This is a genomic window from Paraburkholderia sp. BR10141 (genome assembly GCF_056155635.1).
In genome coordinates this window covers 43,451-67,765 of sequence record NZ_JBMIQH010000034.1, presented here as the reverse complement: position 1 = coordinate 67,765, position 24,315 = coordinate 43,451, and the positions used below count along the sequence as shown (strand labels likewise).

The window sequence follows — 24,315 nt, the reverse complement described above, 5'->3', positions numbered from 1 at the left end:
ATCGCACACCACGCGGCAACGTCGAGAGACGCCCCGCACCCTCCTACCCATTCCCAGAAGCTACCGGACAGCGCACCGGCCCCGTGAGATGCGCGTGTACCGCGAGGACCGCGAGGCGTTCATGGTTCCGCCCGTCAACATCTCGCCGCGCCTGTGTGCGCTGCCCGATAGCTTTCCTGGCTGTCCTATCCAATTCCCTTTTGACGAGGAAAAATCATGCAAGAATTCGAGATCAAGAACACGAGCCCTGAACTCTTGGCCCTGGCTCGCGCGAAGCGAGCGAAGGTCTGTAGCTGCTGCCATACGCTGAAGCCGCTTGAGGAGTTCGGCATCGAGCCGAACGGGTTCCTGGGGACCGTCGCGAAGTGCCGCACATGCGTCGATACCCGCGAGGCAGAACGCGCCGCCGCGCTGGCCCTGGACCCCGATGCGCCCCGCAAGATGAGCAAGGGGTCTCCGATCAAGGTCGCACAACTACAGATGCGCGTGGGCGTCGTCTCCAGCTACCCGGAATACAAGGCGCTGCGAGGCGTGGCCGTGGATGTCCCATGCGAATTCCCGGCACCGGCTCCCGTGGACATCGAGACGAATGCACAGGCCGTCCTGGAGGTCACGAAGACCGCCGAGGCGGCCCCGATGTTTGCCCGTGGTCCTGGTTCGTTCGGACGCACGCATACGGCTCCTGCTGCCGCTATCGACCTGGCGGCGGGACTGATGCGCCAGGGGTTCGCACCGGCTGACGTAGCGACGTTCCTGGCGGAATACGAGCGAGCGCGGGCCGCGTAAAGGTTGCGGTGGAGGAGGAGCCTGCCGTGTGTCTCTGAGACGCACGCACTCCCCAGAGGAGGCCCGTGGATCACTGCGGGTTCTCCTCCCCCTTGGGGGTCGCCATGAGGCCCGAGCGGCCTAGAAAACCATCCGAAAATCCGTGACACCTTTTCGGGTTCCGCGCGACGCCAATTTCCCCCGTGTCTCCCGCCAAGCCGTCCAGGCGGGCAAGTGAGAATCCCTGCCATGAATGAATCTACCTGGGCCACGCGCTGGCCCGTGCGCTGCCGTCGCTGGATCGCTGCCCGTCTCGCTGCTGCCGTCCTGTACGGCGCGAGCGCGGCGCGTGCTGTCGTCTGGATCGCGCGGCTGTAAGTGGTGTCACTGGGGTATACCGGCGTGACACCTTAGCCTGGTATCAAATAAAGGTGTCTTTTGAGTTGACCGTATTTTGACACCCTGGTAGAGTTCGACACCTGAACTCACTGACACCAAGGCGACACTATGCGGAATCTCTACTACGGACGTATCTCCACCGTTGACGGTCAATCGAGCGCGAGCCAATACGCTGACGCTGAGAAGCAAGGCGTGGCCCAGGTGGACACGTTCATTGATGAAGGTGTGAGCGGGTATCACGTAGCGCCTGCCGACCGTGCCGAGTGGCAGAAGGTTGAGCATGACTTGCGGCATGGTGGCGTGCTGTATGTGCGCTGGCTGGATCGCATCTCGCGCCGGTACGATGAACTGCATTCGACCATGCAACGTCTGATGTCGCGAGGCGTCAAGGTGGTCTGCACGATGAACGGCATGACGTTCGATGGCGCGGACACCAACCCCATGACTAAGGCCGCGCGTGACGCCGTTCTAGCGTTCATGTGCGCCCAGGGCGAGGCGGATTACAAGAACCGTCGCGAGATGGCAGACCGTGGAATCGAGATCGCCAAGGCCGCAGGGAAGTACAAGGGCCGCGCGAAGTCCATCAACGATGCAGAGATCGCCCAGGCCGTGGCCGATGGCGCGAAGTGGGCGGATGTCATGGAACGCTACGGCGTGAGTAAGTCCGCAGTAGCGCGAGCCGTCCGGGCCGCCAGGGCCGCCGCAGAATCAGCCTGATCCCGAACACCAACCAATCCCCCGAGGGCCGCCATGCGCGGCTCTTGTCGTTTCTGAGGTCGCACACGCCCGCACCTGGTCGCGTGGATGCACCAACGTTTTTTGCGAAAGGACATCCCATGCCGATCTATCCGCCCGCGAGGCCCGTGGACCCCCTGGAGACCGTCCTGTGTCTCCGCTGCATGTCCTGGCTCCCGCCTTCGCTGTTCTACCGTGACCGATCCCGCGCACCCTGGACCCGTGGCGCTTATTCGTCCTGCTGCAAGGCATGCACGAAGCTGGAGAGGCGCGAGCGATACCAGGCCGATCCCGTGGCCGCTGCTGCCGCCCACAAGCGCCGCCGCCAGGCCCGCCGATCCCGTGAGCCGTCCGAAGCCGCCGAGGCTGTCCTGGGCCGTCTCCGCAAGCGCCAGGGACTCCCAGGTAAGTTTGAGCGCCAACGCATCAAGCGGACATCACCGAGACCCCGCGTGACGTTCGAGGAGCTTCTACAGTCCCGCCGTGACGCTCGCGCACTCCGCGCCAAGCTGGAGCAGCAACGCCGCGTCAATCGGCTCCAGGCAGAGCGAGACGCCGCCCAGGCTCGCGCCGAGCGTGCGCAAGACATCGAGCGGGCCAGAGACGCCGAGTGCGTGGCTCGTGTTCTCCGTGGCCGCGACGCCGAGCGCATGACCGCTGCCGAGTGCATGGCCGCCCTGATCGAGCTTCAGCAATCCCGGAATACCTGACTAGATCGAAAGGTTTTGTAAGTGTGCGCTGAATTCGTTTTGCCTGGAGAATCCAGGACTTACGAACGACCGTTCTAATCACCCAGGTTCGAGACCGCCTGTCAAGACTTGTACGGCCCGTGAGGTCTCCGGCATCCTGGCGGCTCGCTGGACATCACGAAGCGGCCCCGGCTCCTGTGCGAGCAATGCCGGTACTGGCTGCGCAAGCTTAGATGCACCGCCTCTGCTGTCCGCTTTTCCACACTCTGACGAGACCAATCATGACGAAATCCCGCACCCTCCCGAAGCGGCCCCGTAAGTCCTCCGACCTGATCGCCTGGGAGGAGCAACGCGACGCCCTGACGCGTGTCACTGCCGACCTGAGCGCCGCCCTGATGATTCCGAAGCCTGCCGAGCGTAAGCAGTGGCTGGACTCCGCGTTTACTGCCGCCGACCTGTTCCCGTCTGATGACCTGGCCGAGCGTATCGCGAAGATCGGCAACGCCAAGCGTGTTAGCGTCGAGAAGCTGGCCGCGCTGCGCGACGAATGCGCCCAGGCGCTGGCGCTGGTCGATAGCAAGCTGGTCCCCATGCTGTACGAGCACATCAAGCTGGTCGAGGCATACCGCGCCGCCAAGGGCGCATGATCCCCCCGCTACTGGTCGAAGTCCTGTTCGACCTGGTTCTAACCGCCGTGCCCATCCTGCTGCTGTGCGGGTTCACGGCGATCCTTTACCACGTCTGGGATTGATCCCAGGCGACTCCCGGACCTGACGCCGAACCATCCCGCCACGTCTCCGCGCGTGGCGCTTCAATCAATCAGTTCTACCAGGTACACCATGCACACCAATCTCCTCAAACACGCCGCCGATCAACGCTACGCCCGAGCACTCGCCATCGCAGAAGGCGCACCGCGCACCCGCGCAGCAAGCGACCGTATCAACAAGCTTACGCGCCTTTCCGCTGACGATCTGCCCGCAGCACTCCGCGCCGAGGCCGCGACGCTGGCCGCCGACAAGGGGCACCCGCGAGCCGTGAAGCTACTGGGCGACATCGCTGGAATGCTCGAAGCCAATCACACGGACAGCAACGCCTGGGCCGCGCTGGACGAATACCGCCGAGACACGAGCCGCCGCGCCAGTCAAGCTGAAGGCGTCGATCCCGAACGCGAGCGCCCGAATCCGGCACCGGTCCCCGTGAATGGCTACGGTAAGACCCTGCCGACCAAGATTCTTTACCAGGGCGAGCCGAGCGCCGCTGCCGCCCAGGAGGCCGCAGAGTGATTCGACTCATCGACACCCGCACCGGCCAAGCTGTGGCCGCAAGTGAAGTCCAACGACTGGCCGAGGCTCGCGCCGCTGGCGCACTGCATTACGTCCAATGCGATCACGAAGGGTTCCCGATCCGCAACGCGAAAGGCATGTTCGAGGCCGTGACCGATCCGGGCCGCCTGAGTATCGAGGCACAGCGCGAAGTCCTGGAGGATGTGCGCAAGTCGCCGCAGCGCAGCTACTTCAACACCGCCGAGCAGACCGCCGAGAGCGTGGCCGCCAACCGGGCCGCGATGATCGAACGCTTTGGCTCGCAGTCCGTCGCGCCGTCGCATGCCGGTCCGAAGGTCGGCGACATCGTAGAGACTCCACATGACTCGCTGCCGAGCTATGAGGGCGTCACGATCACCCGCGTAAAGCATCCGATGGCCGCGAGCTAACGCCGTGGCATTCCTGCACCGGGTCCGCTCCTTTCCGAAGGATGCGGATTCGCGCAACCCCTGGCGCTACGTGGGGCCGTCCGGCGAGACGCTTGGCTACTCCCTGCCGCGCGACGACCGCGAGGCCGTCTATCGGTTCGAGAAGTTCGGCGGCCCTGGCGTCTTTGTGAAGTACGAGGAGCCGCGCCACGGCGAGCTAGGACGATCGGACTGGGTTCGATGGCATCGCAAGCAAGCTGCCGCCCCGGCTGACACGAGACCCCCCGCGCCGTTCCAGGAGCCGCCAGAGACGCCCGCGCCGGTCGAGCGATATGCGACCCGCGAGGTATCCGCAACCCTGCCACGGGCCGCTTATGGCCTGCAATCGAGATTTCAGAGATGACCCAGACCCCCGAAGATATCCGCGCCGATCAACTGGCATACGGCAAGGAGCAATCCCAGGCCGCCCGCGAGCGCCGCGACGCTTTCCGCAGTCCGCTGTATCACGCGCTGAAGGGTGCGAAGCTGGCGCCGCGCCGGTTCTCCGACCTGGCCCAGTTCCACGAGGATGAATCGTGAGCCGCCGCCGTGAGCCTGAAGTCCTGCCGGTTACGGGCAAGCCGAGGGGCGGCCTGTTGACTGTCACCGAGCGGGCCGAGCGTGACCCGCACTACGCCGCCCAGGTCAAGGCGACTGCCGAGCGCATGACGCGCGAGCATCAAGCGGCCCAGGACCGCGAGCGCCAACGCGTGGCCGACATGCGAGCGACCAAGCGCCGAGGCGCGGAGATCGGATTTACCGTCCTGGACATCCTGGAGGGCCGCGCATGACGATCCACGCCCAGACGTTCGAGTGCATCACCTGTCACGAGTCGAAGCCGTTCGAGGCATTCTATGCTGATCGGTCACGCAGGGACGGCAAGCGCCGCGCGTGCAAACTCTGTGACCATGCGGCCCGCGCCGAGCGCAAACGCAACGTGACGGCTACCCGTGAGATCGCCAAGCATCTCGCGATGCACGCGGCCCGCAAGAGGTTGCGCGAGCAACTGGCCGCGACCCGTGATAACATCGCCGCTCCTGTGTCAATTTCCACGGCGGAATGATGACGCACACTTCAGCTAAATCATTGATATTGCTGGGTGTAGTGTGCGAGGGCTTGGGAGTTCGAGCCCCTCCTGTCGCGCCAGATCAAATAAACAAAAAGCCCGGCCTTCACTGCCGGGCTTTTTGCTTTATCACACACCACGAATCCAGGCCGATTCAAACTCTCACGCCACGAGCCGCAACGGCACCGGCTCCTCGGCCGCCTGCGCGAGAAACACCATACGGCGGAACTCGTTCGGATTCGAAATGCCGGGAATCGGCGTAGCGATCAAGCCACCGCCGCCCACGACGAGCGAGCCATAGTCGAATATCCGGCCGATCAGGCTTTGCTCGATCCGCACGCTCTCTATCTTCGCTAGCGTCAACTCCACCGTGTGACGACGGACCGCACCGAACCTGGCCACCACGCGCTTGTTGGTCACGGCGAATTCTGTCGTCCACCAGGCGAGTAGCGATGCACCGAACAGTCCCAACCCTGCGGCAAAAAAACTCACCGCTGCGAGCGGCGACGTCCCCATGGTGCCGACGAGCACGCCCCAAACCATGAGCAGAAGGCTGAATGTGATACGCGGCCCCATCGCCCAGAAGCAGGGGTGTCCCTCGCAGACGATCCTTTCGCCTGGTAAGAGAGTCGATTCGACGTATTTCACAATGACCTCCGTCAAGATTTGTGCAGTAATTAAGTTGTAAGGTAGTGCATCCTGCGGCGTAGGATCCGTGGTCAAACGTCGCGGCTCGACGCCCGGCGGACGCGCGGAGCGGGCAGGGGCGACGAATTCGCGGCGCAATAAAAAAGGGCAGCCCGAGGGCTGCCCTTCAAACCGGATGAGCAACATCCGGCAATCGATGGTCCGATGGCTTGTCGCGCTTAGAGCTTGACGTCGAGCGCGTTGGTCAGATCGCCCATCGGCTGGGCGCCGTTGCTCTTGAGCGCGGCGTCGCGGTTGGCAAGTCCCGGCAATGTGGGCAGCGAGAAGCGGCGCGTGATGAGGCGCAGGATCGAGGTCGTGTCGTACTGCGTGTGGTCGACGTAGCCCTTCTTCGCGTACGGCGAAATGACGAGCGCCGGAATGCGCGAGCCCGGACCCCAGCGGTCGCCCTTGGGCGGCGCAACGTGATCCCAGAAGCCGCCGTTTTCGTCGTAGGTGATGACCACGACCATGTTGTTCCACTGCGGGCTCTTCTGCAGATGCGCGATGACGTCCGCGATGTGCTGGTCGCCGCTCGCCACGTCCGTGTAGCCCGCGTGCTCATTCAGGTTGCCCTGCGGCTTGTAGAACGCCACGGCAGGCAGCGCGCCTGCATCGATCGCCTTGATGAACTCGGTGCCGTCCATGCCGCCGTCGAGCAGGTGCTTCGCACGTGCGTCGGTGCCCGGCGCGTAGTTCGCGAAATAGTTGAACGGCTGGTGGTGCGGCTGGAAGTTCGGCGCCGTCATGTTCGCGCCGTAGATGACGCCCGACGTGCTGTTCTGCGCCGCGCTCACGGCCGCGCCCCACGCGCCGCCGTACCACGCCCACGTCACGCCCGCGTTCGAAAGCAGATCGCCGATGTTCTGCGCCGTTTGCGCGGGCAGTGTGGAGGCGTTCGACGGGTCGGCCAGGTTCGTGTCACTGCCCGAAGCCGCTGCGTTACCGCTCGGCTGATACGGCGGCTGCATTGTGTTGACCGCATAGAAGTCCGGCGTCAGATTGCCCGACTTCACGAATTTCGGCGCGCCATCGAGCGCGGACTTCGGCGAGTTCGATGCGAGCGTGAGCGAGACGCCGTCGGCGTCCACGGTCGAGATCGTCGGCTTGGCCGGGTTCGTGTCCGCGTTCGCGTAGTACGGCGTGCACGCGCAGATGAGCCACTGGTGGTTCAGGAACGAGCCGCCGAACGCGCCCATGAAGAAGTTGTCGGCGAGCGTGTATTGCTGGGCGATCTTCCAGAGCGGGAGCTTTTCGGCGCTCGTCGTGTAATGCCCCATCACGAGACCGCCGGAGTCGCCGTAGGCCGCGAACATGTCGTTCTTGCCGCCGTGGATCTGCATCTGGTTCTCGTAAAAGCGGTGATACAGGTCGCGCGTCGTGACTGAGAGCGGCACGTTGTAGCCCTTCGCGTCGTCGATGGCGAACGGCGCATTCGGCATGTTCTCCGTCATCGCCGCGGTCACGACGGGCGTGACGCCCGTTTGCGTGAGACCGTTCCAGACGGTCGGCAGCGTGGCCAGCACGGAGCCGTCGCGATCGAGCTGCTGCGCGCTTTGCGCGCTCACGTTCTGCAGGCCGTTGGCGTTCGGGAAGCTGCCGTACAGGTTGTCGAAGCTGCGGTTTTCCGCGTAGATCACGACGATATTCTTCACCGACGAAAGGCCGGGCTTGCTGCTGTCGTTGCCGCCGCAAGCCGCGACGGCCAATACCGACGCCGCTATCGCGATCGGCGTGGCATAGAACCATTTTCTGTTGATCATTTTTCTCTCTCGCGTTGGGGGCCCGCATGGAGGCCGGCGCGAATGACACCGGCCTTCGGGCGAGGCGCAGTGTCGCAACGGAATTTGACAGCGATATGTAAAAAATTACATTTAGCTTTTTCGCGGCCTTTGTTTGTATGACATCTGTCTTACGACATGTCATTGGAGCGTCACATCCCCGACATACGCTTTCGCGACTTCGATGCGCGGCTGAGCGCATCGGTATTCGCACTGCAGCGGCGCGCCGCCACGCGCGCCGCGCTCAAGCTTCGGGGACCAGGCATGTTGCGTAGATTGGCGCGTCATTCGGCGCGAACGGAAGGTGAGACGCGGGCTCGAGCGCTCGGCGGCGCACGCCGCAACGCGGGCCTCCTCCTCGTGATGGCGGCGGGGCTGTCATTGCTGCTGACGGCATGCGACGGCAGCACGCCCGCTTCCGCAGACGCCGATACGACGACAGGTGCATCCGGCAGCGCCTCGCGTGCGAACGACGCCAATGCGAACGCACGCGCCGTGCAGGGCGTGAAGCTCATGAAGATTGCGACGCCTGCACAAGGCGGCCAGACGCGTGCCGAGGTCTATGCGGAGGTGCGCCGCATGACGGCGCTCGGCAAGCAGATGTTCTTCGATCCGTCGCTCTCGGGTTCGGGCAAGATGGCATGCGCGTCGTGCCACAGCCCGGACCACGCGTTCACGCCGCCCAACTCGCTCGACGTGCAGATCGGCGGCCCCGACATGCGACGCCAGGGCATGCGCGCCGTGCCGACGCTCAAGTATCTGCAGGCGGTGCCGGCGTTCGCCGAGCACTATCACGACTCCGATGACGAAGGCGATGAAAGCGTCGATGCCGGTCCGACTGGCGGCCTCACGTGGGACGGCCGCGTCGATCGGGGCTCGGACCAGGCGCGCATCCCGTTGCTCTCGACGTTCGAGATGGCGAGTTCGCCGAAGAAGGTCGCCGAAGCCGTGCGCGCGGCACCCTACGCAGGGGCGTTCAGGGAGGCCTTCGGCGCGCGCGTCCTCGCCGACGACGACGCGACTTTCAAGGCCGTACTGAAGTCACTGGAGACATTCGAGCAGTCACCCGAGGTGTTCTATCCGTACACGAGCAAGTACGACGCGTACCTGGCCGGCAAGGCCACGCTCAGCGCCGCCGAACTGCGCGGGCTGCAGCTTTTCAACGACGAGAAGAAAGGCAATTGCGCGAGCTGCCATATCAGCCAGCGTGCAAAGGACGGCTCGCCGCCACAGTTCAGCGACTTCGGTCTGATCGCCGTGGGCGTGCCGCGCAACCGCACACTTGCCGTGAATCGCGACCGCAAGTTTTTCGATCTCGGCGCATGCGGTCCGGAGCGCACGGACCTCGACCATCGCGCGGAATTTTGCGGGCTCTTCCGCACGCCGACGCTGCGCAACATAGCGCTCAAGAAGTCGTTCTTCCACAACGGCATCTACCATTCGCTGGAAGACGTGCTGCGTTTCTACGCACGGCGCGACACGAATCCGGAAGCGTTCTATCCGGTGGTGAAGGGCCGGGTGCAGAAGTTCGACGACTTGCCGCGACAGTATTGGGTGAATCTCAACACGGATCCGCCGTTCGATCGCAAGCCGGGCGACGAGCCGGTGTTCAGCGACGCCGAAATCAAGGATGTGATTGCGTTTCTCGACACGCTCACCGACGGCTGGCAGCCGGGCGCGCACTGAGCGTGGACTGGGCGCAGCGTCAGATGCCTGCGATCAACAGGCAGGCGCCGGTGAGCACGAGGAAGGACGCGAGCAAGCCGACCGTGCCGATGCGCACTGTGGCGTCCGGCCAGCGCGGCGCGTGCTCGGGATGGAGCGTGAAGTTCGGGCCGCGCGCCTGATGTTTCGGCGTGTGCGTGTAGTGCGCGACGAAAGACATCAAGCCGACGCAGATGAGGGCCAGCAGGACCGCAAAGACCCTCAATGCGATGGCGTAGGTCATGTCAGATAAACCGCATGGGCTGTAAGTGGGCGAGGAAGCTATCGTATTGATCGGCCCTCTCCCTCACCATCGGATCAATCCGAAAAGGACTCGCCCGCCCGCGCCCGTTCGGCCTTGCTGAACGAGCCAAAAAAAGGGCGCGTGTTATGCTTTTCGTCGATGCTTTCAGTCCGCCGAGGAGAACACATAATGTCCAGAATGCCCCGAACCCTTCACTCGCTGAGCGCCCTGGGCGCGGCGCTCATTGTCGCCGTTGGCACGGGTAGCGCGCATGCCGCCAACCTGGGCTTCCTGAACAACACACCCATGTCGTTCATGACCCAGGCGGACTACAACTCGCTCCAGAATGCCGTGCGCGATGCCGTCGAGCACAAGGCCGATGGCGAGAGCGCGTCATGGTCGAACGAAGGCTCGCGCAACGGCACACGCATCACATCGACCATCACGCCGTCGAATACGCAAAAGGAAGGCGCCAAGACGTGCCGCGATACGGAAGTCGTCATCAACGCGAAGGGCCAGTCGATGACACTGCGTCCGCACTTCTGCCGCACGGGCGAAGGTGCCTGGGTTTTCCAGAAGCAGCACTGAGCGCGCGGTGAACGGCAAGATCGTTTCGTGCGGCATTGTGCTGCTCGATCCTGAAGGCCGCGTGCTGCTTGCGCACGCTACCGGCACGAATCACTGGGACATTCCGAAGGGGCAGGGCGACCCCGGCGAGACCGAATCGCAGAGCGCGTGCCGCGAGATGGTCGAGGAGACCGGCATCGAAATCGCGGCGTCGCGCCTCGTCGATCTCGGGCGCTACCTGTACCGGCGCGACAAGGATCTGCATCTCTTTGCCGCGCGCGCGAGCGCCGATGAACTCGATCTTTCGCGTTGCGTTTGCGTATCGCTCTTTCCGCGACGCGAGGACGGCGTGATGATTCCGGAAATGGACGCCTGGCGCTGGACCGTACCCGTTGAAGTGGATCGCTACGCGAGCCGCAGTCTCGCGCGGCTCTTTAGCACGTCGCTCTCGCTCGCGGATCTGCATCGCAGACTTTGAGCCGCTCTCGCCAGCCGCCGCCAAAATGAGAAAAGCCCGCACGAATCCGCGCGGGCTTTCTGTTTGCGGGCAGGCGCGGCGCGAGCCTTACTTGCCCCAGCTGTCGCGCAAACCGACGATGCGGTTGAATACCGGCGCACCCGGCTTCGAATCGTAGCGGTCGGCGACGAAGTAGCCATGGCGCTCGAACTGATAGCGGTCTTCCGGCGCGGCGTCGCGTGCGCCCGGTTCCAGATACGCTTGCACCACGCGCTTCGAATCCGGATTGAGCGCTTCGAGGAAGTCGCGGCCGCCCGCGTCGGGCTGCTCTTCGCGGAACAGTCGATCGTAGAGGCGCACTTCCGCCGGGCACGCATGCGCTGCGCTGACCCAGTGAATGTTGCCCTTGACCTTGTAGTTGTTCGCGCCTTCCGTGCCCGACTTGCTGTCCGGGAAGTAGTTGCAGTGCACGGCGATCACGTTGCCGTTCTCGTCCTTGTCCGCGCCCGTGCATTCGATCACGAAGCCATAGCGCAGACGCACCTTGTTGCCCGGGAACAGGCGGAAATAGCCCTTCGGCGGCGTTTCGTTGAAGTCTTCGCGCTCGATCCACAACTCGCGCGAGATCGGGAACGTGCGCAGGCCGCGCTCCGGATGATGCGGATGCACGGGGGCCGTGCAGTCTTCGCTCTGGCCTTCCGGATAGTTGTCGATGATGAGCTTGAGCGGGTCGAGCACGGCGGCGGTGCGCGGCGCCTTGTCGTCGAGGTCGTCGCGCAGCGCGCCTTCGAACACGCTCATGTCGATCCACGAATCGACCTTCGTCACGCCGATGCGCTCGCAGAACAGCTGGATCGCTTCGGGCGTGAAGCCGCGGCGGCGCACGCCGACGATGGTCGGCATACGCGGGTCGTCCCAGCCTTCCACGTGGCCTTCGGTCACCAGTTGCAGCAGCTTGCGCTTGCTCGTGATCGCGTAGGTGAGGTTCAGGCGCGAAAACTCGATTTGCTGCGGCAGCGGGCGCGTGAACACGCCGGCGTCGGCCAGTTCATTGAGCACCCAGTCATACAGCGGGCGATGGTCTTCGAACTCGAGCGTGCACAGCGAATGCGTGATGTTTTCCAACGCGTCCGAAATGCAGTGCGTGTAGTCGTACATCGGGTACACGCACCACTTGTCGCCGGTGCGGTAGTGATGCGCGAAGCGGATGCGGTAGATCACCGGATCGCGCATATTGAAGTTCGGCGACGCCATGTCGATCTTCGCGCGCAGCACATGGGCGCCTTCCTCGAATTCGCCCGCCTTCATGCGGCGGAAGAGGTCGAGGTTTTCGTCGACGGAGCGATCGCGGAATGGCGAGTTCTTGCCGGCTTCGGTGGCGGAGCCGCGGTTCGCGCGCATCTCTTCCGGCGACTGGCTGTCCACGTACGCCTTGCCGCGCTGGATCAGCAGTTCGGCGAACTCGTAAAGCTTGTCGTAGTAGTCGCTCGCGTAGAAGAGGTATTCCTGATCTTCTTTCTTCCACTCGAAGCCGAGCCATTCGACGGCGTCGATGATCGAGTTGACGTATTCGACATCTTCCTTCTCCGGGTTCGTGTCGTCGAAGCGCAGGTGGCACACGCCGCCGTAGCTTTTCGCGACGCCGAAGTTCAGGCAGATGCTCTTCGCGTGGCCGATGTGAAGGTAGCCATTCGGCTCCGGCGGGAAGCGCGTTTCGACGCGCTGCGCCCACTTGCCCGAGCGGTTGTCGTCGTCGATGATGTTGCGGATGAAATTGGATGCCGCAGGCGCGTCCGTGCGGTCGGCGTCTTTACGTTCGGTATTCATGCGAAAAGGGAGTCGTTCGAGGGCGCCCGTCAAAAGGATCAAAGCGCGTAACTGGGCACCCGATGGTGTCTTCCATTCTACCTGACGCGACCCGCCGTGCCAGTCCCGGTGCCGGATCGTCGCGCGGACTACAACAAGCGAGGGGAAAACGTGACGATGAGCGAAACGGCTGTGCTGGTGCTGCCGGGCTACATGGATTCGGGGCCGGGGCACTGGCAGACGCGCTGGGAAGCCGCGCACGCGGGCTTTGCACGGGTGCAGATGCCCGACTGGATGCACCCGGACTGCGAGGCGTGGTGCGCGGCGCTGGAGGCTGCCGTACAGGGCGCGCCCGCTGGCGTGCGCTTCGCCGCTCACAGCCTCGGCTGCCTGACCGTGGCGCACTGGGCCGCGCATCACGCGAGCGCGGCGACGCGCGCGAAGGTGGCCGGCGCGCTGCTGGTGGCGCTCCCCGATCCGCACGGTCCCGAATTTCCGCGCGACGCGCGGGGCTTCGATCCGGTTCCGCCGGCGGCGCTGCCGTTTGCGAGCGTCGTCGTCGCCAGCAGCGACGATCCGTATGGCGGCGTGGCGTTTTCGCAGCGCTGCGCGCAGGCGTGGGGCAGCCGCTGGATCGAGATCGGCGCGCGCGGGCACATCAATGCGGACAGCGGGCTCGACGACTGGCCGCAAGGGCTGGCGTGGCTGATGTCGATGGGGAAAGAGGGCGGCTGAGCGGTCGCCCCGGGGGCCTTGCGGTTACACCACGCCCTTGCCGCGCAGCGCCGCCACGTGTTCCTCGCCGTAGCCGAGCACTTCGCGCAGTACCGCATCGGTATGCTCGCCGAGCGTGGGAGGATGGCTCGCCACGCGCGGTGGCGTTTCGCTCATGCGGATGGGGTTGCCGACCAGCCGCGCCGTGCCGCCCGAAGGGTGGGGCACGTCCACCTGCAGCCCGCGCGCGATCACCTGCTCGTTCTCGAACACTTCCGCGAGGTTGTTGATCGGCCCGCACGGCACGCCTGCCGCTTCGAGCGCGCCGATCCAGTCGGCTTTCGTGCGCGTGCGGATCAGGTCGGCGACGATCGGCACGAGCGTGTCGCGATGGCGCACGCGCGCCGGATTGGTCGCGAAGCGCTCGTCGTCGGCCAGCGCGGGCTGGCCCGCCACCTCGACGAACTTGCGGAACTGCCCGTCGTTGCCGACGGCGAGGATGATCCAGCTATCGGCCGTCTGGAAGGCCTGATAGGGCACGATGTTGGGATGCGCGTTGCCCCAGCGCGCGGGCGGATTGCCGCTCGCCAGGTAGTTCGAATTCATGTTCGCGAGCATCGCCACTTGCACGTCGAGCAGCGCCATGTCGATGTACTGGCCCACGCCCGTGCGGTCGCGGTGCGCGAGTGCCGTGAGCACGGCAATGGTCGAATACATGCCGGTCATGAGGTCGGCGATCGCGACGCCGGCCTTTTGGGGGCCACCGCCCGGCAGCGCGTCACGCTCGCCGGTGATGCTCATGAAGCCGCCCATGCCCTGCACGATGAAGTCGTAGCCCGCGCGCGAGGCGTAGGGCCCGGTCTGGCCGAAGCCGGTGACCGAGCAGTAGACAAGGTCGGGCTTGACCTCGCGTAGCGACGCGTAGTCGAGGCCGTATTTCTTCAACTGGCCCGCCTTGTAGTTCTCCAGCACGACATCGCTTTGTGCAGCCAGCTCGCGCACGATGCGCTGCCCCTCGGGCGTGGCGATATCCACCGTGACCGAGCGCTTGTTGCGGTTCGCGGCGAGGTAGTAGGCGGCCTCGGCGGTGTCCGCGCCATCGGGCGTCTTCAGGTACGGAGGGCCCCAGTGGCGGGTGTCGTCGCCGGCGCCGGGGCGCTCCACCTTGATCACGTCGGCGCCGAAGTCGGCGAGAGTCTGTGCACACCACGGTCCGGCAAGGACGCGGGTGAGATCGAGTACGCGGATATGGCTGAGTGCGCCCATGCTGTGTCTTCCAATGTCGTTCTAAGGCGGGCCGCGAGCGCGCGTGGTGCGCTGGCCGATGCCGCCCATAGTAAGCGAAAAGGGGCGGCGTACGCCAATATTCGGTACAAGGTTCCGCAGTGCGGAACAAAATCGCTCGACGCATCGTGCTGCCTCGGGCCCTGTCGCGCCCATGCAAACCACGCCGGACGCGCCGCCGCGAGCGCGCGACGATCCCGTATAATCGTTCGATTCAGCACCGGGGTTTTCGCGAGTAATGTGGGCTCCGGGCGCGACCACGACAAAGATTCAGCACCGTACGCCCCAGGAAGGACCCAACGCACGCCATGAAAGCCGCCGACATCCGCGAGAAATTCCTCAAGTTCTTCGAATCGAAGGGCCACACGATCGTGCGCTCGTCGAGCCTCGTGCCGGGCAACGACCCCACACTGCTCTTCACCAACTCGGGCATGGTGCAGTTCAAGGACGTGTTCCTCGGCACCGAAAAGCGCCCGTACTCGCGCGCCACGACCGCGCAGCGCAGCGTGCGCGCAGGCGGCAAGCACAACGACCTCGAGAACGTCGGCTACACGGCGCGTCACCACACGTTCTTCGAGATGCTCGGCAACTTCTCGTTCGGCGACTACTTCAAGCGCGACGCGATCCACTACTGCTGGGAGCTACTGACCAAGGTCTACGCGCTGCCGGCGGACAAGCTCACGGTCACCGTGTACAAGGAAGACGACGAAGCCTTCGACATCTGGGCGAAGGAAATCGGCGTGCCGGTGGAGCGCATCATCCGCATCGGCGACAACAAGGGCGCGCGCTACGCCTCAGACAACTTCTGGCAGATGGCCGACACCGGCCCCTGCGGCCCGTGCTCGGAAGTGTTCTACGACCACGGCCCGGAAATCTGGGGCGGCCCCCCAGGATCGCCTGAAGAAGACGGCGACCGCTTCATCGAGATCTGGAATCTCGTGTTCATGCAGTTCAACCGCGATGCCCAGGGCAACATGACGCCGCTGCCCAAGCAGTGCGTCGACACGGGTATGGGCCTCGAACGTCTCGCCGCGGTGCTGCAGCACGTGCACAGCAACTACGAGATCGACCTGTTCCAGAATCTCATCAAGGCGGCTTCGCGCGAAACGAACACGCCCGACCTCACGAACAACTCGCTGAAGGTCATTGCCGACCATATCCGCGCGTGCTCGTTCCTGATCGTCGACGGCGTGATTCCCGGCAACGAAGGCCGCGGCTACGTGCTGCGCCGTATCGTGCGCCGCGCGATCCGCCACGGCTACAAACTCGGCCAGAAGAGCGCGTTCTTCCACAAGCTGGTGGCGGATCTCGTCGCGGAAATGGGCGCTGCCTACCCGGAACTCGCCGAAGCGCAGCAGCGCGTGACGGACGTGCTGCGCCAGGAAGAAGAGCGCTTCTTCGAGACCATCGAGCACGGCATGTCGATTCTCGAAGCCGAACTCGCCGACCTCGAAGCCAAGGGCGGCAAGACGCTCTCGGGCGAACTCGCATTCAAGCTGCACGACACCTACGGCTTTCCGCTCGACCTCACGGCCGACGTTTGCCGCGAGCGCAACGTCACGGTCGACGAACCGGCGTTCGACGAAGCGATGGCGCGTCAGCGCGAGCAGGCGCGCGCGGCAGGCAAGTTCAAGATGACGCAGGGCCTCGAATACTCGGGCGCGAAGACGACGTTCCACGGCTACGAGGAAATCGCGTTCGACGACGCGAAGGTCGTCGCGCTCTATGTGGACGGCGCATCGGTCACCGAAGTGAAGACGGGCCAGGACGCCGTGGTCGTGCTCGACCACACGCCGTTCTACGCGGAATCGGGCGGCCAGGTGGGCGACCAGGGCGTGATCTCGAACGCGAGCATCCGTTTCGCCGTGGCCGACACGCTGAAGGTTCAGGCCGACGTGAGCGGCCACCACGGCACGTTGGAACAGGGCACGCTCAAGGTTGGCGACGTCGTGAAGGCGGAAATCGACGCCATCCTGCGCGCCCGCACGGCGCGCAACCACTCGGCCACGCACCTGATGCACAAGGCGCTGCGCGAAGTGCTCGGTTCGCACGTGCAGCAGAAGGGCTCGCTCGTCGATGCGGATAAAACCCGCTTCGACTTCGCGCACAATGCGCCGATGACGGACGACGAAATCCGCCGTGTCGAGCAGATCGTCAACGCGGAAGTGCTCGCGAACGCGCCCGGCATCGTGCGCGTGATGTCCTACGACGACGCAGTGAAGGGCGGCGCGATGGCGCTGTTCGGCGAGAAGTACGGCGACGAAGTGCGCGTGCTCGACCTCGGGTTCTCGCGCGAGCTGTGCGGCGGCACGCACGTCACGCGCAGCGGCGACATCGGCTTCTTCAAGATCGTGATGGAAGGCGGCGTGGCCGCGGGCATCCGCCGCGTGGAAGCGATCACGGGCGACAACGCCGTGCGCTTCGTGCAGGAGCTCGACGCGCGCGTGAATGCGGCAGCGGCGGCGCTCAAGGCGCAACCTTCGGAACTGACGCAGCGTATCGCGCAGGTGCAGGACCAGGTGAAGTCGCTCGAAAAGGAACTGGGCGCGCTGAAGTCGAAGCTCGCTTCGAGCCAGGGCGACGAACTCGTGGGGCAGGCCATCGAAGTGAACGGTGTGCACGTGCTGGCCGCAACGCTCGATGGCGCCGATTCGAAGACGCTGCGCGAGACCGTGGACAAGCTCAAGGACAAGCTCAAGAGCGCAGCCATCGTGCTGGCGGCTGTCGAGGGCGGCAAGGTCAGCCTGATCGCGGGCGTGACCGCCGAGGCGAGCAAGAAGGTCAAGGCCGGCGAGCTCGTGAACTTCGTTGCCCAGCAGGTCGGCGGCAAGGGCGGCGGCCGTCCCGACATGGCGCAGGCAGGCGGTACCGAGCCGGCCAATCTGCCGGCCGCGCTCGCGGGCGTGAAGGGCTGGGTCGAAGCGAAGCTGTAATACGACGCGTCGCGGCGTGAACGCCGCTTTGCGACGAAGAAGGGCCGTCCGTGAGGGCAGCCCTTTTTGTTTCCGCGCGGCTTATACGTGAAGGCCTGCGGGCGTAACTGCCGCTTCGGCTGCCAATGGCGCCGCCATGCTGCCCGTGCGTTGCGCATCCTCCAGCAGCGCTTCCTTCAACGCACCAAGCGCAGGCGAATAGTGGCCACGCCGCCAGGCGAGCAGCGTCTCGATCTGACCGAGCTTGCCAAGCGAATGAATCGTGACGTCGTCGGCGCTGCGTGGCAGTTCGAGCACCGAGCGCGGCGCGACGGCCACACCCGCGCCTGCCGCCACGCACGCAATGATCGCGTGATACGAGCCCAACTCCAGCACGCGGGACGGCCGGATGCCATGCTCCACATACCAGCGCTCGACATAGGCCCGATACGCGCAGCTGCGTTCGAACGCGACGAGCGTGGAGAGCGCGATATCGCCGGGCTGTCGGATCGGCCGGTGGCCGCGCGGCGTGATCATCACGAGTTCCTCGCGATAGACCGGCACGTGCTCGAATACCTCGGGGTCCGGCACCCCGTCGAGCGGCGTGGCGATCAGCGCCGCATCGATTGCGTATTCGCGCAGGCGCTCGATCATCGTGCCGGTCGTGCCCGTTTCCAGTTCGAGCGTGACCTCGGGCCACGTCTGGTGATAGCGCGCGAGCAGGCCGGGCAGACGGCTTGCTGCAGCGCTCTCCATGGTGCCCAGCCGCAGGCGTCCCGCCGGGCGACCGGCCTTGAGCGCATGGCGCGCCTCGTCCGCGAGCGCGAGCAGGCGCTCGGCGTAGGGCAGCAGGGTTTCGCCAGCGGGCGTGAGAATGAGGCGGCGGCCCTCGCGCGTGAAGAGCGGCGTGCCGAGTTGATCTTCGAGCTGCTTGATGCGCGTGGTCACGTTGGACTGCACGCGGTTGAGCTTGGCGGCGGCCCGCGTCACGCCGTTTTCCCGCACCACCGCCCGGAAAATCGCCAGTTCGGCGAGGTCCATAGTTCTCTCCTTGGAATGCATCGATTCATGATAATTCATTTTTCGTGAACGGTAGAATCGCCTACGATGGTAGGCAGTTGCTTAATCTGCTGATCTCATGAACGACTACGTCCCCGGCACCGTCCACGTTTCCGAAGCCCGCCCGCATGCCGGTCGGCGCGCGGCGTTGGCCTGCATGGTGAGCCTCGCCGTCGCGCTGGGTGTCGGGCGCTTCGCCTTCACGCCGCTCCTGCCGCTGATGCTGCACGGCGGCGCGCTCGACCTGCGTCACGGCGGCTGGCTCGCGTCGCTGAACTACGCGGGCTACTTCGTGGGCGCGATCAGCTGCGTCGCGCTGCGCATGGCGCCCGCGAAGATCGTGCGCGCGGGCCTCGTGGTCACGGTGCTCCTCACGCTCGCGATGGGCCTCACGCAGCAGTTCTGGATCTGGGCCGTGGTGCGCTTCGTAGCGGGCGCGGTGAGCGCGTGGACCTTCGTATTCGCCTCGCAGTGGGGCCTGCGGCGGCTCGCGCAGCTCGGTGCGAACGAGTGGGGCGGTGTGATCTACACCGGTCCCGGCGTTGGCATCATTGCGACCGGGCTGTTCGTGAGCGCGGCCGGCGGTCTCGGCGCGCGCACGGGCTGGATCGGCTTCGGGCTGATCAGCGCGCTCCTCGCCGCCGTCGTCTGGTCGACGTTTGGAGCAGACATGCGCGCGCTGGCGCCGCGTCCCGCCGCGCGTGCCTCGGCAAGCGTCGCGCACGCGCAGCGCGAAGGGCGCCGTGCCGACGCCTTCTGGCTCGTGCTGCTCTACGGCGTGCCGGGTTTCGGCTACATCATCACGGCGACGTTCCTGCCCGTGATCGCGCGCCACGCGCTGCCCGGGTCGGCCTGGCCCGACCTGTTCTGGCCGATGCTCGGCGCCGCGCTGATCGCCGGCGCGCTGCTGGCTGCGCGCCTCCCGCTCCACTGGGACAACCGCCTGATGCTGGCGGGCGCCTACGTGCTGCAGGCCGTGGGCATCGCGCTCGGCATCGTCTGGCCCAACGCCGCGGGCTTCTCGTTCGGCAGCGTGTTGATCGGGCTGCCGTTCACGGCGATCACGCTCTTCGCGATGCGCGAGGCGCGTCTGCTGCGCGGCGAGCATGCCGCCGCGCTGATGGGCTATGCGACGGCCGCCTATGGCGTCGGGCAGATCGCGGGGCCGCTCGTGGCCGCGCCGCTCGCGGCGTCGACGGGCTCGTTCTCGCCTTCGCTGTGGCTCGCGGCGGGTGCGCTCGTGGCCGGCGCAATCGGGCTCGTCTGGCGGGCGTGGCACACGCGCGAGGCCGCACGCGGACGCTGATAGCACACTAGAATGGACGCTTTCGCGGGCGCCGCGAGCGTGTCCACCGGGCCGCGCGGCTGGTTCCCAGCGCCATCGACCCTGCCTTTTCCCCATGAGCGAATACCAGTTTTGCCCGCGCTGCGCCACGCGTCTGACCGAGCGCGCCGATCCCGCCCACGAAGGCGGCCGCGTGCGTCTCGCTTGCCCGGACCACGCCTGCGGCTACGTCCACTGGAACAATCCGCTGCCCGTCGTGGCGGCGATCGTCGAGTATGAGGGCCGCATTTTGCTGGCCCGTAACGCGGCCTGGCCCGAAGGCATGTTCGCGCTCATCACCGGCTTTCTCGAAAACGGCGAGACGCCCGAGGAGGGCATCGCGCGCGAAGTGCACGAGGAAACCGCGCTGCGTGCAGAGAGTGTCGAACTCGTTGGCGTCTACGAGTTCATCCGCAAGAACGAGCTCATCATCGCGTATCACGTGAAGGCGTCGGGCACGATCGCGCTCTCGCCGGAACTGCTCGAATACCGCCTCGTCGAGCCCGCGAAGCTGCGGCCGTGGCGCGCGGGCACGGGCCAGGCGCTCGGCGAATGGATGCGCCGGCGCGGCTTGCCGTTCGAGTTCGTCGAGCGTCCCGGCCAGTGATGGCCGCGCGCCGAGCGACGCTTTCCCGCCCCGCCTTCCCTGGATCTCTTCGATGAACCGACCCGTTACCGTCGCCCGCTCCGGGTATCGTCATTTCCTGCCGATCGGCACGCGCTGGATGGACAACGATGTCTACGGCCACGTGAACAACGTCGTCTACTACAGCTACTTCGACACCGTGGTGAACGAGTATCTGATTCGCGCGGGCGCGCTCGACATCGAGCACGGCACGACCATCGGGCTCGTCATCGAAACACAGTGCAATTACTTCGCGCCGCTCGTGTTCCCGGAGCGCGTGGAAGCGGGGCTGCGCGTTGCGCGCCTCGGGTCGTCGAGCGTGCGCTACGAGGTCGGGCTCTTTCGCGAAGGCGAGGACGCGCCCGCGGCGCAGGGGCATTTCGTGCACGTCTACGTCGATCGCGCGACGCGCCGGCCCGTGAGCGCGTTGCCCGATGCGCTGCGCGCGGCGCTCGAGCCGCTCGTCGTCGGCTAGACGCGGTCGGCTAGACGCGGTCGGCTAGACGCGGTCGGCTAGACGCGGTCGGCCAGACGCGGTCGGCTAGACGCGCCTCGGCGCCTCAACGCGCCACGCTTACGCGTTCGAGCGCCGTCATCGGGCCGAGCTGTGCGAGCGTTTGCAACTGCGCCGCATTGCGCACGAAGAACGAGCCGGCAAAGCCGAGCGAGTTGACCGAAATCCCTTCGACACATTCCGTCGTGCGGGGCACCACCAGCATCCACCGGCGTGTAACGAGCAGGTTGTACGGCGCGCCCTGATGCGCGACGCCGCCCACGTCGATCGTGGGCACGCCCGCCGCGTCCAGCAGCGCGCGATAGCAGCCGAGTGCGACTTGCGCGGCATCTTCCGCCGTGCCGATACTCGGGCCGAGATCGAGGCGCGCGAACGCATGGCGAAACGCGAGCCCCGGCACGATCGCGATGGGACGCGCCCCGTGGACCGCCTGCGCGCCGCCGAGCAGCGCTTCGAGCGGCGCGGCGTGAGGCCCATCGCCTGCGAGCGGCAGCGGCACCATCTGCAAATGCTTGTGCGGCTGGCTCGCACCCGCTACCGCACCACCGTTGTAGAACCCGAGTCCGTCGATCTCGCGCAGCACCGCGATCAGCGCGGTGAAGTCCGCCGCGTCGAGCAGCGCTTCCTGTGGCTCGTAGCGGCGCGTCACGATCAGCAGATGCCGGTCGATCACATTGAACTTGTTGAGCAGCGCGATATGGGTGGGCGAGAGGTCGCCGACGAACAGATCGGACTCGTAAGGCAGGAACGGATTGCGCGGGGGCTGCGGAGCGGACGCAATCGAAGTCTGCGGCGTGAGCCGCGCCGCCTCCTTGCGCGCGAGGTTCTCGGCCACGCGCACGGAGAAACGCATGCCGCCATCGTCGATGAAGGTATGCGCCGTCTCGATGGGATGGAGCGCGCCGCACGCGAGCGCGTGTGCCGTCTGCCGCTCGATCGCCGCGCGCAGCGTCGTCATCGGCGCTCAGGCCTTGTAGCCGATGGCGCGCAACAGGTCCTTGCGCCAGCGCACGTCGTCCTCGGCCTCGACGCCCAGCGGCGGCATGCCGTCCACCACGCCGACGATGCCGCGTCCCTGATCCGTTTCGGCGATCAGCACCTGCGTGGGGTTCGCCGTGGCGCAGAAGATGCGGCAGACCTCGGGCACGGCCTTGATCGTATTGAGCACGTTGACAGGGAAGAAGCCGTCGCCGAGAAAGACGATGAAGCAATGCCCTGCGGCAATGCGCAGCGCGTTCTGCGTCGCCATCTCGATGAGTGCGTCCTGCGTGCCCGAACGCCGCACGAGCCGCTTGCCCGACGCCTCGCAGAACGCGAGGCCGAACTGGATGCCCGGCACCGTGCCGTAGAGCGCCTCGTGCAGATCCTCGACGGATTTGATGAAGTGGGTCTGGCCAAGGATGAAGTTGGTGGCTTCAGGTTTTTCGATCTCTACCGTGGACAGTTGCATGGCGAACCTCGTGCGCGGGCGTCTCGAAAGCGCCGCCTTGCGCCGGGCCCCAGGGGCTGGCTGGCGGACGGGAGGCGGCGGCCAACCACAAGCCTAGTACGAAGTCGCGGCGAGGCAAAGCGTGTGCAGACGCACAACGAACAACGGCCGGAGCCTCGAGGGGCGTCCGGCCGTTTTGCCGAGCGGCAAAGTGATGCCGCTGCGCCGCTGCGCTTAGGCGGTTTTCTTCGCGCGCTTGCCTTCCACGTCGGGCAGCAACACGGTGAGGATGCCGATGAGCGGCAGGAACGAGCAAACCTTGTAGACGAAGCCGATGCTCGTCGCATCCGCCAACTGGCCGAGCACCGCCGCGCCGATGCCGCCCAAGCCGAACGCGAAGCCGAAGAAGAGACCCGCGACCATGCCCACCTTGCCCGGAATCAGCTCCTGCGCATAGACGAGGATGGCCGAGAACGCCGAGGCCAGCACCACGCCGATGATCACCGTGAGCACGCCGGTCCAGAACAGGTTGGCGTAGGGCAGCAGCAGCGTGAACGGCGCCACGCCGAGAATCGAGACCCAGATCACGTACTTGCGGCCGATGCGGTCACCCACCGGGCCGCCAATGATCGTGCCGGCGGCCACGGCGGCGAGGAACACGAACAGATGGATCTGCGCGGCCTGCACGGAGAGGTGGAAGCGGTCGATCAGATAGAACGTGAAGTAGCTGTTGATGCTCGCGAGATAGAAGTACTTCGAGAACACGAGCAGCACGAGCACGCCGATGGCGCCCGCGACGCGTCCACGCGAGAGCGCGACGTGCGGCACCTCGGCGCGCTTTTTCTTCATCGCGGGATGGGCTTTATACCAGCGGCCGATCTGCGTGAGCACGACCATACCGACGAGCGCCGCCGCCGAGAACCACGCAATGCTGCGCTGGCCGTGCGGAATGACGATCGCGGCGGCGAGCAGCGGCCCGAGCGACGTGCCCGCGTTGCCGCCCACCTGGAAGAGCGACTGCGCGAGACCGTGACGCCCGCCCGACGCCATGCGCGCCACGCGCGACGATTCCGGATGGAACACCGACGAGCCGCAGCCCACCAGCGCGGCCGCCACGAGCAGCACGCCGAAGGTCGGCGCGACCGACATCAGCAGCAGGCCGCACAGCGTGAAGCCCATGCCGACGGGCAGCGAATACGGCAGGGGCCGCTTGTCGGTGAAGAAGCCCACTAGCGGCTGCAGCATCGACGCCGTGATCTGGTAAGTGAGGGTGATGAGGCCGATCTGCGTGAACGACAGCGAGAAGTTGTCCTTGAGCATCGGGTAGATGGCGAGGATCAACGACTGGATCATGTCGTTGAGCAGGTGCGAGAAGCTGATCGCACCCAGCACCGAGTAGACGGTGCGTTGCACCGCGGCCGCGGCGGCGGGGGCGGAAGCGGCCGCGGACGGACCCGCGGCAGCGCCCGGCAGGGCGCGCTTGTCGAGACTGGTTTCCATGTTGTCGGTAGCAGCAGAGAGTATTCAGCGGGCACCACGCCAGACGGGCAGCGGCGACGGCATGAAACGACATGTATAAGAGTTATGAGCGCAGTGTAATGTGTCTTGCTCGAACTGTACGGACAAGATTTGTCGAGAATCGGACATCGGCGGCGCACCGTTACCCTGCGGCCCAATGCCGCAAGAGGCTGTTACGAATACTCGAAATTAATGCGGGATTTTTGGCATCTCATTTTGGCCGTGTATAAACCGCCGATATGCGCGCCCACGAGGTGCGCAAAACGGGGCTGGAGTACGGGCCGCACCGCGCGCGCGAAGGCGTTAA

Annotated in this window: 28 protein-coding genes; 18 read left to right on the top strand and 10 right to left on the bottom strand. The window is 65.6% G+C overall.

What is annotated here, in order from left to right:
* Nucleotides 1-216: 216 nt before the first annotated feature.
* From ACOJB8_RS33140 to ACOJB8_RS33130, 3 genes are all read left to right on the top strand, one after another.
* Nucleotides 217-786, top strand: a complete 570-nt coding sequence (locus tag ACOJB8_RS33140) for a hypothetical protein (protein ID WP_475016315.1) — start codon at nucleotides 217-219, stop codon at nucleotides 784-786.
* A 228-nt stretch (nucleotides 787-1,014) separates the two neighbouring features.
* Complete coding sequence (locus ACOJB8_RS33135; protein WP_475016313.1) at nucleotides 1,015-1,143, top strand: hypothetical protein; 129 nt, start codon at nucleotides 1,015-1,017, stop codon at nucleotides 1,141-1,143.
* A 129-nt stretch (nucleotides 1,144-1,272) separates the two neighbouring features.
* A complete protein-coding gene (locus ACOJB8_RS33130; RefSeq protein ID WP_475016311.1) occupies nucleotides 1,273-1,881 on the top strand; it encodes a recombinase family protein in 609 nt (202 codons plus the stop codon).
* A gap of 488 nt (nucleotides 1,882-2,369) precedes the next feature.
* Here the strand turns inward: ACOJB8_RS33130 and ACOJB8_RS33125 are convergent, their stop codons facing one another.
* The gene (locus ACOJB8_RS33125) at nucleotides 2,370-2,594 is read right to left on the bottom strand and encodes a hypothetical protein (RefSeq protein WP_368693642.1); all 225 of its coding nucleotides are present in this window, start codon (nucleotides 2,592-2,594) and stop codon (nucleotides 2,370-2,372) included.
* Between the two features lie 275 nt (nucleotides 2,595-2,869).
* Between ACOJB8_RS33125 and ACOJB8_RS33120 the strand changes: the two genes are divergently transcribed.
* From ACOJB8_RS33120 to ACOJB8_RS33090, 7 genes are all read left to right on the top strand, one after another.
* Nucleotides 2,870-3,235, top strand: coding sequence for a hypothetical protein (locus ACOJB8_RS33120; protein ID WP_475016309.1), 366 nt, complete (start codon nucleotides 2,870-2,872; stop codon nucleotides 3,233-3,235).
* A 192-nt stretch (nucleotides 3,236-3,427) separates the two neighbouring features.
* Nucleotides 3,428-3,871 (top strand): hypothetical protein, encoded by a 444-nt coding sequence (locus ACOJB8_RS33115; protein ID WP_475016307.1) that lies wholly within the window; start codon nucleotides 3,428-3,430, stop codon nucleotides 3,869-3,871.
* Nucleotides 3,868-4,299 carry a hypothetical protein gene (locus tag ACOJB8_RS33110; protein ID WP_475016305.1) on the top strand — a complete coding sequence of 144 codons (432 nt, stop codon included), beginning with the start codon at nucleotides 3,868-3,870 and terminating at the stop codon, nucleotides 4,297-4,299. The genes ACOJB8_RS33115 and ACOJB8_RS33110 overlap by 4 nt, the downstream gene beginning before the upstream one ends.
* A gap of 4 nt (nucleotides 4,300-4,303) precedes the next feature.
* Complete coding sequence (locus ACOJB8_RS33105; RefSeq protein WP_475016303.1) at nucleotides 4,304-4,681, top strand: hypothetical protein; 378 nt, start codon at nucleotides 4,304-4,306, stop codon at nucleotides 4,679-4,681.
* Nucleotides 4,678-4,857: a hypothetical protein gene (locus tag ACOJB8_RS33100; RefSeq protein ID WP_475016301.1), complete on the top strand. Its 180-nt coding sequence runs from the start codon at nucleotides 4,678-4,680 to the stop codon at nucleotides 4,855-4,857. The genes ACOJB8_RS33105 and ACOJB8_RS33100 overlap by 4 nt, the downstream gene beginning before the upstream one ends.
* The gene (locus ACOJB8_RS33095) at nucleotides 4,854-5,108 is read left to right on the top strand and encodes a hypothetical protein (protein WP_368693636.1); all 255 of its coding nucleotides are present in this window, start codon (nucleotides 4,854-4,856) and stop codon (nucleotides 5,106-5,108) included. Before ACOJB8_RS33100 ends, ACOJB8_RS33095 begins: the two co-directional genes overlap by 4 nt.
* Nucleotides 5,105-5,380 carry a hypothetical protein gene (locus tag ACOJB8_RS33090; protein ID WP_368693635.1) on the top strand — a complete coding sequence of 92 codons (276 nt, stop codon included), beginning with the start codon at nucleotides 5,105-5,107 and terminating at the stop codon, nucleotides 5,378-5,380. The genes ACOJB8_RS33095 and ACOJB8_RS33090 overlap by 4 nt, the downstream gene beginning before the upstream one ends.
* Nucleotides 5,381-5,545: 165 nt before the next feature.
* Here the strand turns inward: ACOJB8_RS33090 and ACOJB8_RS33085 are convergent, their stop codons facing one another.
* On the bottom strand, nucleotides 5,546-6,217 hold the full coding sequence (locus tag ACOJB8_RS33085; RefSeq protein WP_368729559.1) for a PH domain-containing protein: 672 nt from the start codon (nucleotides 6,215-6,217) through the stop codon (nucleotides 5,546-5,548).
* A 32-nt stretch (nucleotides 6,218-6,249) separates the two neighbouring features.
* Complete coding sequence (locus ACOJB8_RS33080) at nucleotides 6,250-7,833, bottom strand: acid phosphatase (protein WP_475016298.1); 1,584 nt, start codon at nucleotides 7,831-7,833, stop codon at nucleotides 6,250-6,252.
* 381 nt (nucleotides 7,834-8,214) lie between these two features.
* Here ACOJB8_RS33080 and ACOJB8_RS33075 point away from each other — a divergent pair, with 381 nt between their 5' ends.
* Nucleotides 8,215-9,537: a cytochrome-c peroxidase gene (locus ACOJB8_RS33075; RefSeq protein WP_475016325.1), complete on the top strand. Its 1,323-nt coding sequence runs from the start codon at nucleotides 8,215-8,217 to the stop codon at nucleotides 9,535-9,537.
* 19 nt (nucleotides 9,538-9,556) lie between these two features.
* On the opposite strand, the gene ACOJB8_RS33070 is transcribed toward ACOJB8_RS33075, so the two are convergent.
* Complete coding sequence (locus tag ACOJB8_RS33070) at nucleotides 9,557-9,799, bottom strand: hypothetical protein (RefSeq protein WP_069268692.1); 243 nt, start codon at nucleotides 9,797-9,799, stop codon at nucleotides 9,557-9,559.
* A 189-nt stretch (nucleotides 9,800-9,988) separates the two neighbouring features.
* Between ACOJB8_RS33070 and ACOJB8_RS33065 the strand changes: the two genes are divergently transcribed.
* Nucleotides 9,989-10,387, top strand: coding sequence for an RT0821/Lpp0805 family surface protein (locus tag ACOJB8_RS33065; RefSeq protein ID WP_069268691.1), 399 nt, complete (start codon nucleotides 9,989-9,991; stop codon nucleotides 10,385-10,387).
* Nucleotides 10,388-10,394: 7 nt separating this feature from the next.
* On the top strand, nucleotides 10,395-10,844 hold the full coding sequence (locus ACOJB8_RS33060; protein WP_069268690.1) for an NUDIX domain-containing protein: 450 nt from the start codon (nucleotides 10,395-10,397) through the stop codon (nucleotides 10,842-10,844).
* Nucleotides 10,845-10,931: 87 nt separating this feature from the next.
* On the opposite strand, the gene ACOJB8_RS33055 is transcribed toward ACOJB8_RS33060, so the two are convergent.
* Nucleotides 10,932-12,650, bottom strand: a complete 1,719-nt coding sequence (locus ACOJB8_RS33055; RefSeq protein ID WP_069268689.1) for a glutamine--tRNA ligase/YqeY domain fusion protein — start codon at nucleotides 12,648-12,650, stop codon at nucleotides 10,932-10,934.
* A 156-nt stretch (nucleotides 12,651-12,806) separates the two neighbouring features.
* Here ACOJB8_RS33055 and ACOJB8_RS33050 point away from each other — a divergent pair, with 156 nt between their 5' ends.
* Nucleotides 12,807-13,364, top strand: a complete 558-nt coding sequence (locus tag ACOJB8_RS33050) for an RBBP9/YdeN family alpha/beta hydrolase (protein ID WP_368617763.1) — start codon at nucleotides 12,807-12,809, stop codon at nucleotides 13,362-13,364.
* Between the two features lie 24 nt (nucleotides 13,365-13,388).
* On the opposite strand, the gene ACOJB8_RS33045 is transcribed toward ACOJB8_RS33050, so the two are convergent.
* Nucleotides 13,389-14,609: a CaiB/BaiF CoA transferase family protein gene (locus tag ACOJB8_RS33045; protein ID WP_069268687.1), complete on the bottom strand. Its 1,221-nt coding sequence runs from the start codon at nucleotides 14,607-14,609 to the stop codon at nucleotides 13,389-13,391.
* 326 nt (nucleotides 14,610-14,935) lie between these two features.
* On the opposite strand from ACOJB8_RS33045, the gene alaS reads away from it, so the two are divergent.
* A complete protein-coding gene (gene alaS / locus ACOJB8_RS33040; RefSeq protein WP_342945971.1) occupies nucleotides 14,936-17,560 on the top strand; it encodes an alanine--tRNA ligase in 2,625 nt (874 codons plus the stop codon).
* Nucleotides 17,561-17,641: 81 nt separating this feature from the next.
* On the opposite strand, the gene ACOJB8_RS33035 is transcribed toward alaS, so the two are convergent.
* A complete protein-coding gene (locus ACOJB8_RS33035; RefSeq protein WP_069268685.1) occupies nucleotides 17,642-18,580 on the bottom strand; it encodes a LysR substrate-binding domain-containing protein in 939 nt (312 codons plus the stop codon).
* A 97-nt stretch (nucleotides 18,581-18,677) separates the two neighbouring features.
* Between ACOJB8_RS33035 and ACOJB8_RS33030 the strand changes: the two genes are divergently transcribed.
* The 3 genes from ACOJB8_RS33030 (at nucleotide 18,678) to ACOJB8_RS33020 (ending at nucleotide 21,022) form a co-directional block, all read left to right on the top strand.
* Nucleotides 18,678-19,904 (top strand): YbfB/YjiJ family MFS transporter, encoded by a 1,227-nt coding sequence (locus tag ACOJB8_RS33030; protein ID WP_069268684.1) that lies wholly within the window; start codon nucleotides 18,678-18,680, stop codon nucleotides 19,902-19,904.
* A gap of 94 nt (nucleotides 19,905-19,998) precedes the next feature.
* The gene (locus ACOJB8_RS33025; RefSeq protein ID WP_342945969.1) at nucleotides 19,999-20,529 is read left to right on the top strand and encodes an NUDIX domain-containing protein; all 531 of its coding nucleotides are present in this window, start codon (nucleotides 19,999-20,001) and stop codon (nucleotides 20,527-20,529) included.
* A gap of 52 nt (nucleotides 20,530-20,581) precedes the next feature.
* Nucleotides 20,582-21,022 (top strand): acyl-CoA thioesterase, encoded by a 441-nt coding sequence (locus ACOJB8_RS33020; protein ID WP_069268682.1) that lies wholly within the window; start codon nucleotides 20,582-20,584, stop codon nucleotides 21,020-21,022.
* Between the two features lie 85 nt (nucleotides 21,023-21,107).
* Here the strand turns inward: ACOJB8_RS33020 and ACOJB8_RS33015 are convergent, their stop codons facing one another.
* From ACOJB8_RS33015 to ACOJB8_RS33005, 3 genes are all read right to left on the bottom strand, one after another.
* The gene (locus ACOJB8_RS33015) at nucleotides 21,108-22,019 is read right to left on the bottom strand and encodes an ATP adenylyltransferase family protein (protein WP_342945968.1); all 912 of its coding nucleotides are present in this window, start codon (nucleotides 22,017-22,019) and stop codon (nucleotides 21,108-21,110) included.
* 6 nt (nucleotides 22,020-22,025) lie between these two features.
* Nucleotides 22,026-22,511 (bottom strand): adenosine-specific kinase, encoded by a 486-nt coding sequence (locus ACOJB8_RS33010; protein ID WP_069268680.1) that lies wholly within the window; start codon nucleotides 22,509-22,511, stop codon nucleotides 22,026-22,028.
* A 213-nt stretch (nucleotides 22,512-22,724) separates the two neighbouring features.
* Nucleotides 22,725-23,990 carry an MFS transporter gene (locus ACOJB8_RS33005; RefSeq protein WP_342945967.1) on the bottom strand — a complete coding sequence of 422 codons (1,266 nt, stop codon included), beginning with the start codon at nucleotides 23,988-23,990 and terminating at the stop codon, nucleotides 22,725-22,727.
* Nucleotides 23,991-24,315: the final 325 nt, after the last annotated feature.